Genomic DNA, 11,678 nt, shown 5'->3' on the forward strand with positions numbered 1-11,678 from the left:
ACATGTAACGCTTCCGACGGAGGCCGCGATGGATAAGAAGGCCGACAAGCCCGCCAAGGGCAAGCGGGCGGCCACGATGAGCAGAGCCAAGTCGCGCAGCCCCAGCGCCGAACGCGTGCGGCGCCACCGCGAGAGGATGAAGGCGATGGGGTTGAAGCCGGTGACCATCTGGGTTCCGGATGTCGACACGCCCGAGTTCAAGGCGCAACTGGCGCGGGCCATCGACGTCATCAATGAGGACGAAGAAAGCCGCCGGGTTCTGGAAGGAATGCTGGAACTCGGCGACTTCAGCGACTGGCGATGATGTATGGCGAACTGGTCACTGTTTCGCTGCGGGGCGAATACGGGAAACCCAGGCCAGCCTTGATCGTCCAGTCGAACAGATACTTGCATCTGAATTCAGTCGCCGTGCTGCCGCTGACGAGCTACCTGACCGATAGCGAGCCATGCCGCGTCTTGATCGAACCATCGTCGATGAATGGTCTGCGCGAACGCTCGCTCGTGATGGTCGACAAGCCCGCGACCATTCTGCGCGAGAAGACCGGCCCCGTGATCGGCCGCCTTTCTCCCGAAGAAATCTCCGCGGTCAATCGCGCCCTCGCCATTTTCCTGGGCATTGTCTAAGACCCTTTCCGAAGACCAGGACCTGCCGAACCTCGCAAAATCAACCAAGAAACCACCCCAATGGAGAAGCCGATGAACCTCGCCGACCTGAACACCATCGCCCGCGCCATGGTCGCGCCCGGCAAGGGCATTCTCGCTGCCGACGAATCTTCGGGAACCATCAAGAAGCGGTTCGACGTGATCGGCGTCGAGTCGACCGAGACCAGCCGCCGCGACTACCGCGAGATGATGTTCCGGTCCAAGCAGGCGATGAGCGACTATATCTCCGGCGTGATCCTGTATGACGAGACGATCTGGCAGGACGCCGCCGACGGCACGCCGCTGGTCAAGCTGATCGAACAGGCCGGCGGCATCCCCGGCATCAAGGTCGACGAAGGCACCCAGCCGCTGCCGAACTGCCCCGGCGAACTGATCACCGTCGGCCTCGACAAGCTCGCCGAGCGGCTGGCGAAGTACTACAAGCAGGGCGCCCGCTTCGCGAAATGGCGCGCGGTGATCGACATCGGCGCCGGGATCCCGAGCTACGCCGCGGTCCACACCAACGCGCACGCGCTGGCGCGCTACGCCGCGCTGTGCCAGCAGGCGCAGATCGTGCCGATCGTCGAGCCGGAAGTGCTGATGGACGGCGACCACGACATCGACCGCTGCTATGAGGTCACCGAATTCGTGCTCAAGGAAACCTTCCAGGAGCTGTACTACCAGAAGGTCGCGCTCGAGGGCATGATCCTGAAGCCCAACATGGCCGTCGCCGGCAAGAAGTCGGCGAAGAAGGCCGGCGTGCAGGAAGTCGCCGAGAAGACCGTGAAGCTGCTGAAGTCCTGCGTGCCCGCTGCGGTGCCGGGCATCGCGTTCCTGTCCGGCGGCCAGTCCGATGAGGAAGCCACCGCGCATCTCGACGCCATGAACAAGATCGGCGGCCTGACTTCGGGCCTTCCTTGGGGCCTGACCTTCTCCTATGGCCGCGCGCTGCAGGCCGCGCCGCAGAAGGCGTGGTCCGGCAAGGCCGACAACGTCGCGGCCGGCCAGGCCGCGTTCACCCACCGGGCGAAGATGAACTCGCTCGCCAGCAAGGGCGAGTGGTCATCCGACCTCGAAAGCAAGAAGGCCGCATAACGCCGATGGCCAAGCCTGCCCCGCCGCGCCCGGCGCCGCGTCTGTATCTTGCGACGCCGGTCGTGGACGATCCCGCATCCCTGCTCGCGGCACTTCCGCAGTTGCTCGCCGCCGCCGACGTGGCGGCGGTGCTGCTGCGGCTCGCGCCATCCGACCCGCGCACGCTGATCACGCGGATCAAAGCGGTGACCGCGGCGGTGCAGGCCGGCGGCGCGGCGCTGCTGCTCGACGGCCATGCCGATCTGGTGGCGCGCGGCGGCGCCGACGGCGCGCATCTGTCGGGGCTGGCCGCGATGCAGGAATGGCTGCCGCAATTGCAGCCGCAGCGCATCGCCGGCGTGGGCGCGCTGGAGACCCGGCACGATTCGATGATCGCGGGCGAAGCCGGCGCCGATTACGTGCTGTTCGGCGAGCCGGCCGAAGACGGCACGCGGCCCTCGACCGAGGCGATCGCCGACCGGCTTAACTGGTGGGCCGAACTGTTCGAGCCGCCTTGCGTCGGCTACGCGATCTCGCCCGACGAGGTCGGGGAATTCGCCGCCGCCGGCGCGGATTTCGTGCTGGTCGGCGAGCATATCTGGGCCGAAGCGGACGGCGCGGCGGCGGCGCTCGCGGACGCCGAGGCGGCGCTGAAGCAGGGCTTTGCCGGGACCGCGCCAGCGCCGGCGCAAGGATAATCCATGAAGGCGCTACGCCCGATCTCGATCGCTGCGGCCATGCTGCTGCTCGCCACCGGCGCGTCGGCGCAATTGTCGCTGACGCCGTCGCCGCCGAATCCGTTCCCGAAGCCCCTCGAGCCGGAAAAGCCGAAGCCGCGGCCGAAGCCTGCCGCCGCCCCGGCCGACAAGGATCACGCGAAAAAAACGACTGCCGACAAGGCCGGCGCGGCGAAGCCGGGTGCTGCGCCGGAGAGCTCGGATGCGGTCGACCCCGACGATCCCAATGTCGATCTGGTGTACGGCGCGTATCAGCGCGGGTTCTACAAGACCGCCTTCGATCTCGCCCTGAAGCGCGCCCAGGAGCTGAACGATCCCAAGGCGATGACGATGCTGGGCGAGCTCTATGCCAACGCGCTCGGGATCAGGCGCGACTACGACAAGGCGGTGGAATGGTACAGGCGCGCCGCCGATCTCGGCGACCGCGAGGCGATGTTCGCGCTCGCGATGGCGCGGATGGCGGGACGCGGCGGCGGGCCGGCGAACCGTGAGGAAGCCGCCAAATGGCTGGCGTCCTCGGCCAAGCTCGGCGAACCGAGGGCGGCGTATAATCTGGCGCTGCTGTATCTCGACGGCCAGACCTTCCCGCAGGACATCAAGCGCTCCGCCGAGCTGCTGCGGGTGGCCGCCGACGCCGGCAATCCCGAGGCGCAATACGCGCTGGCGACCTTCTACAAGGAGGGCACCGGGGTGGAGAAGAACGTTGAGCAGTCGGTGCGGCTGCTGCAGGCCGCGGCGGTCGCCGGCAATGTCCCCGCCGAGGTCGAATACGCGATCGCGCTCTACAACGGCACCGGCACGGTGAAGAACGAACCGGCCGCGGTCGCGCTGCTGCGCAAGGCGGCGCGGGCCAACAACCCGATCGCGCAGAACCGGCTGGCGCATGTGCTGTTCAGCGGCCAGGGCGCGCCGCGCGACCCGGTCGAGGCGATCAAATGGCACCTGGTCGCCAAGACCGCCGGCAAGGGCGACCTGATGCTCGACGAGGCGCAGGCCCAGCTCAGCCCCGAGGAGCGCGCCAGGGCCCAGGAGGCCGCTAAGAAATGGGTCGGCGGGAAATGATCCGGGGTTGACGCCATCCCCTGCGCAGGGCACCCCTTCGGAATAATCCCCCCAAAAACCTCATCCAGACCTGCCGCAGGTCGCCGCGAGACCTCAGCCCATGATCCATTCCGCCCTCATCAACGTCATGGTCAAGGCCGCGCGCCGCGCCGGCCGCAGCCTCAAGCGCGATTTCGGCGAAGTCGAGAATCTCCAGGTCTCGCTGAAGGGCCCGGCGAATTTCGTCTCGCTCGCCGACAAGCGCGCCGAGGAGATGCTGTACGAGGATCTCACCAAGGCGCGGCCGGGCTACGGCTTCCTCGGCGAGGAAGGCGGCATCCGCGAGGGCGCCGACAAGAGCCACACCTGGATCGTCGATCCGCTCGACGGCACCACCAACTTCCTGCACGGCATCCCGCATTTCGCGATCTCGATCGGCCTGCAGCGCGATGACACGCTGATCGCCGGGCTGATCTACAATCCGGCGACCGAGGACCTCTACATCGCCGAGCGCGGCAAGGGCGCCTTCGTCAACGACCGCCGGCTGCGGGTCGCCGGCCGCCGCGAACTGCACGACTGCGTCATCGCCTGCGGCCTGCCGCATCTCGGCCGCGGCGATTTCGCCCAGAACCAGCGCGAGATGGCGGCGCTGCAGCCGAAGGTCGCCGGCCTGCGCCGGATGGGCACCGCCTCGCTCGACCTCGCCTTCGTGGCGGCCGGCCGCTTCGACGGCTATTGGGAACGCAACCTGTCGCCCTGGGACATCGCCGCGGGCATCGTCTTCGTCCGCGAAGCCGGCGGCACCGTCAGCGACATCAACGGCGGCGACGTGCTGAAGACCGGCGACATCGTCTGCGGCAACGAAGCCATCCACGGCACGCTGGCGAAGATCCTGAAGCCGCTGAGCTGAGACAGAGCGTGGCGCTTCTTCCTTCTCCCCTTGTGGGAGAAGGTGGCGCGGACGAAAGTCCGCGTCGGATGAGGGGTTGACGAAAGTCCGCGTCGGATGAGGGGTCGACGCGGACGCCCTGCCCGCGGCCCCCTCACCCGGCTTCGCTGCGCGAAGCCACCCTCTCCCACGAGGGGAGAGGGTAAGTCGCGCGCTACGCCGCCGGCACGATCCGGCGCACGTCGCCCGAGTCGGTGACGAAGGCGGCGCCGGGCTTCGAGAACAGGAAGCCGTTGGACTGCTTCAGCGGATAGATCGCCGTCAGCTTCGCCGCGCCTTCGGACGCATCGACCTTGCCGTCGATCGCGTCGCGGAACAATTGCGACACCGCGACCATGTCGCATTGCTGCGGCGACAGCCGCATCGCGCCGGCGCCGGCGTCGCGCAGCTTGTCGACGTCGCCGAGCAGGCTGGCGGAGGTGTAGGACAGCGTCTGCACGCCGTTCATCGCCAGAAACGGCTCGTCGTCGAGTGTGGTGACCGCGAGCCCGTCGGGGTCCTGGTCGCAGACGAATTTGCAATTGTCCTTCGACAGCTTGTTGAGCCGGGCGTGATAGCAGCGCGCCGAGATCGCCAGCGGCACGCGGCCGAACGAGAACACCTCGAACGTTACCTCGGGCAGCGATTGCGCGATCGCGCGGATCGCCGACAGCGGGAGTTCCGGCGGAAGACAAATCCGCGTCGCGCCGCGCGAGGCAAAATACTTCGCGGTGGCCTCGTTGTAGATGTTGACGAACGGGCCGATCGCATGCGGCTTGCCGCCGAGCATGCCCAGGCAAGTCAGGTCGTTGACCTCCATGGTGAACTGATCGTCGCCGGCGAGTTCGAGCATCGCCTTGCGCTCGCGCGGCAGCGACATCAGCGTCAGCGAGCCCATCAGCACGGTCTTGCCGGCGGTCGCGAGCCGTTCGACCACCGCCGGGATGTGCGGATCGAGGAACGGCGAGCGCTTCGAGCACACCACCTCGCCGACGATCACGACGTCGACCGGCGCTTCATCGGCGATGCGGAAATAGAAGTCGCGCCATGCCTCCGGCTTCCAGTTGTACAGCACCGGTCCGAGCGTGAGTTGCATGGGAATAGCCTCGCTGTGAGTTGGCGGCGCCGCGCTCGCGCGCTACGCCGATCGCCGTTGCCGCCGGCGGTGATTAGCGCCGGGTCTTCAGCGCCAGGTTTTCTTGTAGGCGCCCGTCGTGGTCGACTGGCCCTCCGTCAGACCGCGCAATGCGTCGACCGGCAGCGGCCTGCCATCGTCCAGCGCGCTCAGCACCTCCTTGAAGGTCTTGACCACGCGCTCGATATAGGCGCGGCCGCGCTGGCGGCCTTCGATTTTCAGCGCCGCGACGCCGGCGGCGCGCAGCTCCGGCAGCATCGTGGTGGCGTCCAGGCTCGCCGGGTCCTCGAACAGATAGCCGCAGCCCTCGTCGGTCTGGTAGCGGCCCTTGCACAGCGTCGGATAGGCCGCCGCCTCGCCCTTGGCGAATTTGTTGATGGTGAAGTCGCCGAGCCGCGACACCAGCGCGCCGTTCTCCTCACGATACTGGATCGCACCGGCCGGCGAGCACACCCCGTCCATGTTCGGCGACTTGCCGGTAGCGTAGGACGACAGCGAGCAGCGGCCCTCCTCCATCACGCACAGCCCGCCGAAGATGAACACTTCGGTCTCGCAATCGACCTCTTTGGTGATCGCCGCGATCTCCTGCACGCTGAGCACGCGCGGCAACACCACGCGCTTGGCGTTGAACGAATCGATGTAGAACCGGATCGAATCCACATTCGCCGCCGCGGCCTGCACCGAGACGTGCAGGCGCTGCTGCGGATGGGTTCTCGCGCAGTAATCCATCACGCCGACATCGGCGAGGATCACCGCGTCGGCTTCGGCCTCGACCGCGTCGTCGACCGCGCGCTGCCACAATTCGACATTGCCGGCGCGGGCGAAGGTGTTGATCGCCACCAGCACGCTGCAGCCGTAGCGATGCGCGTGCGCGATCGATTCCCGCATCTCCTCGCGGCTGAAATTCAGCCCCGGAAAGTTGCGCGCATTGGTTTCGTCGTTGAAGCCGCAATAGATCGCATCGGCCCCCACCGCGACGGCATCGTGCAGCGCCGCGGGCGTACCCGCCGGACAGATCAGTTCCATGCTCTAGCCTCCCCCGACGCCCATTTCTTCGCGATATGCCGGCTGCGCGCCGACGATGCTCCGCAGAATTCGCTCGATCGGCGTCGCCAGCGGGCCGAACCACGCCACCGACTCCTTGAGGAAATCGACCCGCGAATCGTCGATCGCGTTGCGCAGCGCGACCACCGCCTCCATGTCGCCGTCGATCTCGATGTCGCGCGAGAAGAACAGCGCGTCGCCGTCATAGGAGCCGTCGGTCATGCCGATCAGCGCCGACAGCGGCCCGGCGATCCGCGCGTCGATGTTCGACGGCAGCGTGCGCACCACGGTGACGCGCGGATTCATCCGGCGCGGCTCGAGCACGAAGGCGATCGGCAGATCGCTCGGATCGAGCCCGTAGCGCTTGCCGGTATGCGACCCGAGGCGATCGAAGATGCGGGGATGACGACTGCGGATCTCCCGCAGGCAAACGCCGAGCAACACCTGCAGGGGCAACAGCGGCAGAACCCGCGTCGCGAGGGCAAGCGGCGCGGGCATCCTGGAGACGGGCGAATTGGATACCGACATGGGCCACCTTATCGTGAACAAATCGGGTAACCCGGTCCCGGCGGTACTTCTTTGCGCCTGATCAAAGACAGACCCGATCGCAAGTGCTGACCAGAACCGTCCGCACGGAGACACCATGCTGAGCCGCGTCAAACCGCCCTTCCCGGACCTCCGCGCATTCGCCGCCTATCTGGAATCCCGCGGGCAGTTGCACCGGATCCGCAAGCCGGTCTCGGTGGTCCACGAGCTGACCGAAATCCATCGCCGCGTGCTGCACGCCGGCGGCCCGGCGCTGCTGATCGAACATCCGGTCAAGGCCGATGGCACGCCGTCGGAAATGCCGATCCTGGTGAATTTGTTCGGCACCGTCGAGCGGGTGGCGTGGGGGCTCGGTATCGAGCCGCAGAATCTGTCGGCACTCGGCGAGGCGCTCGCCGAAATGCGCGAGCCGGCGCCGCCGCAGAGCCTGACCGACGCGCTGAGCAAATTGCCGATGGCCCGCGCGGCGCTGTCGATGCGGCCGAAGACCGCCAAGTCCGCGCCGGCGCAGGACGTGGTGCTGACCGGCGACGCGGTCGATCTCGGCCGGCTGCCGATCCAGATTCCGTGGCCCGGCGAGCCGGCGCCGCTGATCACCTGGCCCTTGGTGTTCACCAGGCCGCCGCCCGGCGCATCCGGCACCGACAATGTCGGCGTCTACCGCATCCAGGTGCTGGGCAGGGACCGCGTCATCATGCGCTGGCTGGCGCATCGCGGCGGCGCCAAGCATCATTACCAATGGAAGGCCGAGGGCCGCGAGATGCCGGTCGCGATCGTGATCGGCGCCGATCCGGCGATGATCCTGTCGGCGGTGCTGCCGCTGCCGGAGAGCATTTCGGAGATCAAATTCTCCGGGCTGCTGCGCGGCGACCGCCCGAACATGACGCCCTGCGTGGGGATTCCGCTGAACGTGCCGGCCGACGCCGAGATCGTCCTGGAAGGCTTCGTGTCGCCGACCGAGACCGCGCCGGAGGGCCCCTATGGCGACCACACCGGCTATTACAACGCGGTCGAGGAATTCCCGGTGATGCGGATCACCGCGATCACGATGCGGCGCAACCCGATCTATCTGTCGACCTATACGGGCCGGCCACCGGACGAGCCGTCGCGGCTCGGCGAGGCGTTCAACGACGTCTTCCTGCCGGTGGCGCGGCGGCAGTTTCCCGAGATCGTCGATCTGTGGCTGCCGCCGGAAGCGTGCTCCTACCGGATCGCGGTCGCCTCGATCAGGAAGCGCTATCCCGGCCAGGCGCGGCGGCTGATGATGGGGCTGTGGTCGATGCTGCCGCAGTTCAGCTACACCAAGCTCTTGATCATCGTCGACGACGACGTCAATGTCCGCGAATGGGCCGACGTGATGTGGGCGGTGTCGACCCGCGCCGATACCTCGCGCGACATGGTGTCGATCAGCGACACGCCGATCGACTATCTGGATTTCGCCTCGCCGAAATCCGGGCTCGGCGGCAAATTGGGCATCGACGCCACCAACAAGATCGGCACCGAGACCGAGCGCGAATGGGGCAAGGTGCTGGAGATGGACAAGGACGTGATCGCGCGGGTCGACGCGATGTGGTCCGGACTCGGGCTCGCACCGGCGCCGACGCCGGCGGCGGCGCAACGCAGGCTGCTGCGATGAGCACGCCGCATCGCATCGTCGTCGGCATCAGCGGCGCGTCGGGCGCGGCGGTCGGGCTGCGCGTCGTCGAATTGCTCGCCACCACCGACTGCGAACTGCACCTCGTCGTCTCCGCTGCGGCCGAGCGCACCATCGCCTACGAGGTCGGCGCCCAGGCGCTGGAGCACATCCTCGAGGTCGTCGACCGCCATCACGATTTCAACGATGTCGGCGCCAGCATCGCCTCGGGCTCGTTCCGCACCAGCGGCATGATCGTGGCGCCGTGCTCGATCCGCACGCTGTCGGCGATCGCCACCGGCAATCTCGACAATCTGCTGGTGCGCGCCGCCGACGTGCAGCTCAAGGAACGCCGCCGGCTGGTGCTGATGCTGCGCGAGACGCCGCTGCATCTCGGCCATATCCGCGCCATGGCGCAGGTCACCGAGATCGGCGGCATCGTCGCGCCGATCTCGCCGGCGTTCTATCAGCGGCCGCGCTCATTGGCGGAGATGATCGACCACATCGCGCTGCGCGCGATCGGCCTGCTCGGCCTCGACGACCTGCAATTGTCGGCGCCGGAATGGTCGGACGATACGCCTCCGACATGTCCGAAGAGCTGAGCCGGAGTCGGCGAACTGCCCACTAGCTCCGAAGAAAGAGCTGCCCCAGGGCACTGCCTGCTCCTTCTCCCCGCGTGCGGGGAGAAGGGTGGGATGAGGGGGCGTCTCCGCGCGGCCGAGCTTAGCGTGGATCATGACGCCTGGCGGTCGAATGGTTCTCAGACGCTCAGGCGCGCGGAGACGCCCCCTCACCCGGCCCGGCTACGCTACGCTCCGCCGGGCCGACCTCTCCCCGCGCGCGGGGAGAGGTTAGGCTGCCCGCGCATCACCCGCACAGCGGAATGCGTTCGGGGGAGGCCTCCTTCGGCACCTCCTTGCGCAGGTCGACATCGCGCACCAGCGGAAAGAAATCGCCGGCGCGCTCGGTCTTGAGATAGGTCGTGATCAGCGTCTTCGCTGGCAACGCACCGGTGCGGCACGCTTCAGCGCCGACACCGAGCGTCAGCGAGCCGCGCTCACCCTTCGCCTTGTGCGCGGCCATCTCGTCCCGCAGCGCCAGCACGCGCGGCACGTCCGCCGGCGCGATCCGGAACGCGTAGATCATGGTGTCGTTGGTCACTTCGCCCGCCAGCGACAGCAGTTCGGCCGGATCGTCGAGATCGGCCAGCACGAACGCCTGCTCCCTCTTGTCGGCGCCCACCGCCACAGCGATCCGCAACGTCACGCGGCGCGGCCGCAGGCCCTGCGGCAGCCGCACGGCAATCCGCAACGCCGCCGGATCGGCCGTGGCAAGATCAGTGCGCGCCAGCTTGACCATCGAGGTCACCGGCACGGAGCTGCAGGCCGTCAGCGCAGCGACCGCCAGGACGGCGGCAGCAGCGGCGAGCGGTCTGGCGAAAGCTGAGATGTTCATAAGCGGATCCTATCTTGACGATAATAATTTATCGTACTACGATAATTTCATCTCGAAATAGATGATGGAGTTCCGCAATGCAAGCCCCTTCCACGATCGCCTCGACGGCGCCTGATGGCCCGGCCGCGGCCCGCCTGGTGCGGCTGTCGCGCGCGATGGAATGGGTGACGACGGGCGGCATCGTGCTGATCGTCGGCCTGCTCGGCGCCGCCTTCATGTTCCAGAACTGGACCCGCAACCTGCTGCTGACGAAGCTCGGCGACGTCGGCAACCGGCTGCCGCTCGACGCCGGCAATCAGGCGCTGGCCGCGATCATCATCGCGGTGCCGGTCGCCGTGCTGGTGTGGGGATTGTTGAACGTGCGCGCGCTGTTCGGCGATTTCGCGCGCGGGCGCGTCTTCACGGCGGCGACTGCGACGCATCTGCAGCGTTTCGGCATCGCGGTGGCGGCGCAGGGACCGCTCGGCCCGCTGACCGCGACCGTGTTGGCGCTGGTGCTGTCGCTCGGCAACCCGCCGGGTCAGCGGCTACTGGTGCTGACCTTCTCCAGCAACGACTACATCTCGGTGATCGTCGGCGGCGTGCTGATCGCGGTCGCTGCGGTGATGCGCGAGGCGACGCGGCTCGCCGACGAAAATGCGAGCTTCGTCTAGCCGATGGCGATCGTGGTCAATCTCGACGTGATGCTGGCGCGGCGCAAGATGCGCTCGAAAGAACTGGCCGAGCGCATCGGCATCACCGAGCAGAACGTCTCGCTGCTGAAGTCGGGAAAGGTGAAGGGCATTCGCTTCGATACGCTGGAGCGGATCTGCGCGGCGCTGGATTGCCAGCCGGGCGATATCCTCGAATTCGTACCCGACCCGCCGGAAACGGAATCGGCATCCGCCTGAAAAGGCGGATGCCGGCTGTTAGTTCAGATTACTGGACCTGCCAGCGCTGCTGGTTCAGCGCGCCCGCGAGGCGACGGCGAGGTGCTCGTGGGGGCGCCAGTCTTCGGCGGCGTCGTCCCAGTAGTGCGCGTCGTCGAAACGCTTCCAGTGCGCCGTCTCGGACACGAATTCGCGTCCGCCGACGACCAGCGCGACGATACCGATCAGGCCGACCAGCACGTAGATCGCAGCGATCAATGCAACAATGGTCAAGGCTTCATCCTCACTGTGGTTTCTGATGCTTGCACCCGGACCGTCGGCGGCGGGTGCTCCGCCTCTAATTTCAAATCAGGAATTCGCCCAGGCGAACAGGCCGATCCGCCGCGCACGCACCGGCGGAGGCGCGGGTGCGACAGGCTCTGCCTGCTGCGGCTGCGTACGCCGGAACAACCTCTGCCGCACGTCGTCGAGGACCAGATACGCGATCAACGCCGGCGCAACGGCACACGCCAGGAACAACACAAGCGAACCGACCGAATCCAGATACACACCACGTCTCCCTGCCTTTGTCGGG

At 67.3% G+C, this 11,678-nt stretch carries 16 protein-coding genes; 10 read left to right on the top strand and 6 right to left on the bottom strand.

Annotated elements, in window-relative coordinates; all coding sequences use genetic code 11:
* Positions 1 to 28: 28 nt before the first annotated feature.
* The 6 genes from ACTZWT_RS13800 (at position 29) to ACTZWT_RS13825 (ending at position 4,404) form a co-directional block, all read left to right on the top strand.
* A complete protein-coding gene (locus ACTZWT_RS13800) occupies positions 29 to 304 on the top strand; it encodes an antitoxin MazE family protein (RefSeq protein WP_011443335.1) in 276 nt (91 codons plus the stop codon).
* A complete protein-coding gene (locus tag ACTZWT_RS13805) occupies positions 304 to 624 on the top strand; it encodes a type II toxin-antitoxin system PemK/MazF family toxin (RefSeq protein ID WP_444770244.1) in 321 nt (106 codons plus the stop codon). The genes ACTZWT_RS13800 and ACTZWT_RS13805 overlap by 1 nt, the downstream gene beginning before the upstream one ends.
* Before the next feature lie 72 nt (positions 625 to 696).
* Positions 697 to 1,737: a class I fructose-bisphosphate aldolase gene (locus ACTZWT_RS13810; protein WP_444770245.1), complete on the top strand. Its 1,041-nt coding sequence runs from the start codon at positions 697 to 699 to the stop codon at positions 1,735 to 1,737.
* Positions 1,738 to 1,742: 5 nt separating this feature from the next.
* Positions 1,743 to 2,414 (top strand): thiamine phosphate synthase, encoded by a 672-nt coding sequence (locus ACTZWT_RS13815; protein ID WP_444770246.1) that lies wholly within the window; start codon positions 1,743 to 1,745, stop codon positions 2,412 to 2,414.
* 3 nt (positions 2,415 to 2,417) lie between these two features.
* Complete coding sequence (locus ACTZWT_RS13820; RefSeq protein ID WP_444770247.1) at positions 2,418 to 3,515, top strand: tetratricopeptide repeat protein; 1,098 nt, start codon at positions 2,418 to 2,420, stop codon at positions 3,513 to 3,515.
* A gap of 100 nt (positions 3,516 to 3,615) precedes the next feature.
* Positions 3,616 to 4,404: an inositol monophosphatase family protein gene (locus ACTZWT_RS13825; protein WP_444770248.1), complete on the top strand. Its 789-nt coding sequence runs from the start codon at positions 3,616 to 3,618 to the stop codon at positions 4,402 to 4,404.
* 193 nt (positions 4,405 to 4,597) lie between these two features.
* Here the strand turns inward: ACTZWT_RS13825 and ACTZWT_RS13830 are convergent, their stop codons facing one another.
* The 3 genes from ACTZWT_RS13830 to ubiT all read right to left on the bottom strand — a co-directional run bounded on the left by ACTZWT_RS13830 (position 4,598) and on the right by ubiT (position 7,129).
* A complete protein-coding gene (locus tag ACTZWT_RS13830; RefSeq protein ID WP_444770249.1) occupies positions 4,598 to 5,518 on the bottom strand; it encodes a U32 family peptidase in 921 nt (306 codons plus the stop codon).
* 87 nt (positions 5,519 to 5,605) lie between these two features.
* Positions 5,606 to 6,583 (bottom strand): ubiquinone anaerobic biosynthesis protein UbiU, encoded by a 978-nt coding sequence (gene ubiU, locus ACTZWT_RS13835; RefSeq protein WP_444770250.1) that lies wholly within the window; start codon positions 6,581 to 6,583, stop codon positions 5,606 to 5,608.
* A 3-nt stretch (positions 6,584 to 6,586) separates the two neighbouring features.
* Positions 6,587 to 7,129, bottom strand: a complete 543-nt coding sequence (gene ubiT / locus ACTZWT_RS13840; RefSeq protein WP_444770307.1) for a ubiquinone anaerobic biosynthesis accessory factor UbiT — start codon at positions 7,127 to 7,129, stop codon at positions 6,587 to 6,589.
* A 115-nt stretch (positions 7,130 to 7,244) separates the two neighbouring features.
* Here ubiT and ACTZWT_RS13845 point away from each other — a divergent pair, with 115 nt between their 5' ends.
* A complete protein-coding gene (locus ACTZWT_RS13845) occupies positions 7,245 to 8,783 on the top strand; it encodes a UbiD family decarboxylase (RefSeq protein WP_444770251.1) in 1,539 nt (512 codons plus the stop codon).
* Positions 8,780 to 9,382, top strand: a complete 603-nt coding sequence (locus tag ACTZWT_RS13850) for a UbiX family flavin prenyltransferase (RefSeq protein WP_444770252.1) — start codon at positions 8,780 to 8,782, stop codon at positions 9,380 to 9,382. The genes ACTZWT_RS13845 and ACTZWT_RS13850 overlap by 4 nt, the downstream gene beginning before the upstream one ends.
* Positions 9,383 to 9,647: 265 nt before the next feature.
* On the opposite strand, the gene ACTZWT_RS13855 is transcribed toward ACTZWT_RS13850, so the two are convergent.
* Positions 9,648 to 10,235: a hypothetical protein gene (locus tag ACTZWT_RS13855; protein ID WP_444770253.1), complete on the bottom strand. Its 588-nt coding sequence runs from the start codon at positions 10,233 to 10,235 to the stop codon at positions 9,648 to 9,650.
* 77 nt (positions 10,236 to 10,312) lie between these two features.
* On the opposite strand from ACTZWT_RS13855, the gene ACTZWT_RS13860 reads away from it, so the two are divergent.
* Together ACTZWT_RS13860 and ACTZWT_RS13865 are read left to right on the top strand one after the other, a co-directional pair.
* A complete protein-coding gene (locus ACTZWT_RS13860; RefSeq protein ID WP_444770254.1) occupies positions 10,313 to 10,888 on the top strand; it encodes a DUF2975 domain-containing protein in 576 nt (191 codons plus the stop codon).
* Between the two features lie 3 nt (positions 10,889 to 10,891).
* Positions 10,892 to 11,125 carry a helix-turn-helix domain-containing protein gene (locus ACTZWT_RS13865; protein WP_444770255.1) on the top strand — a complete coding sequence of 78 codons (234 nt, stop codon included), beginning with the start codon at positions 10,892 to 10,894 and terminating at the stop codon, positions 11,123 to 11,125.
* A gap of 54 nt (positions 11,126 to 11,179) precedes the next feature.
* On the opposite strand, the gene ACTZWT_RS13870 is transcribed toward ACTZWT_RS13865, so the two are convergent.
* Together ACTZWT_RS13870 and ACTZWT_RS13875 are read right to left on the bottom strand one after the other, a co-directional pair.
* On the bottom strand, positions 11,180 to 11,377 hold the full coding sequence (locus ACTZWT_RS13870) for a hypothetical protein (protein WP_444770256.1): 198 nt from the start codon (positions 11,375 to 11,377) through the stop codon (positions 11,180 to 11,182).
* 75 nt (positions 11,378 to 11,452) lie between these two features.
* Complete coding sequence (locus tag ACTZWT_RS13875) at positions 11,453 to 11,653, bottom strand: hypothetical protein (RefSeq protein ID WP_444770257.1); 201 nt, start codon at positions 11,651 to 11,653, stop codon at positions 11,453 to 11,455.
* Between the last annotated feature and the right edge of the window lie 25 nt (positions 11,654 to 11,678).

Source organism: Rhodopseudomonas sp. NSM (assembly GCF_052445935.1).
In the GTDB taxonomy this organism is placed as follows: domain Bacteria; phylum Pseudomonadota; class Alphaproteobacteria; order Rhizobiales; family Xanthobacteraceae; genus Rhodopseudomonas.